Origin of the sequence: Burkholderia sp. IT-111MI5, assembly GCF_949752865.1 — a bacterium.
GTDB classification, from domain to species: Bacteria; Pseudomonadota; Gammaproteobacteria; order Burkholderiales; family Burkholderiaceae; genus Burkholderia; species Burkholderia pyrrocinia_C.
In genome coordinates this window covers 1-464 of record NZ_CATKIF010000052.1, presented here as the reverse complement: position 1 = coordinate 464, position 464 = coordinate 1, and the positions used below count along the sequence as shown (strand labels likewise).

1 protein-coding gene is annotated in these 464 nt (G+C 65.7%); it reads left to right on the top strand.

Annotation, left to right across the window (positions count from 1 at the left end; genetic code table 11):
- Positions 1–464: aminotransferase class III-fold pyridoxal phosphate-dependent enzyme (locus tag ACM6JT_RS27175; RefSeq protein ID WP_414857668.1), on the top strand; the 464-nt coding region annotated here is incomplete at both ends.

Genomic DNA, 464 nt, shown 5'->3' with positions numbered 1-464 from the left:
TACGTGATCTCGCGCAAGAACGGCTACCACGGCTCGACGATCGCGGGCGCCACGCTCGGCGGCATGGGCTACATGCACGAGCAGATGCCGTCGAAGGTCGAGCACATCGTGCATATCGATCAACCGTATTTCTTCGGCGAAGCGCAGCCGGGCGAGACGCCCGAGGCGTTCGGCCTCGCGCGCGCGCAGCAGCTCGAAGCGAAGATTCTCGAACTCGGCGCGGAGAACGTCGCGGCGTTCATCGGCGAGCCGTTCCAGGGCGCGGGCGGTGTGATCTTCCCGCCGTCGACGTACTGGCCGGAAATCCAGCGGATCTGCCGCAAGTACGACATCCTGCTGGCGGCCGACGAAGTGATCGGCGGCTTCGGCCGCACCGGCGAATGGTTCGCACACCAGCACTTCGGCTTCGAGCCGGACCTGATCACGATGGCGAAGGGCCTCACGTCGGGTTATGTGCCGATGGG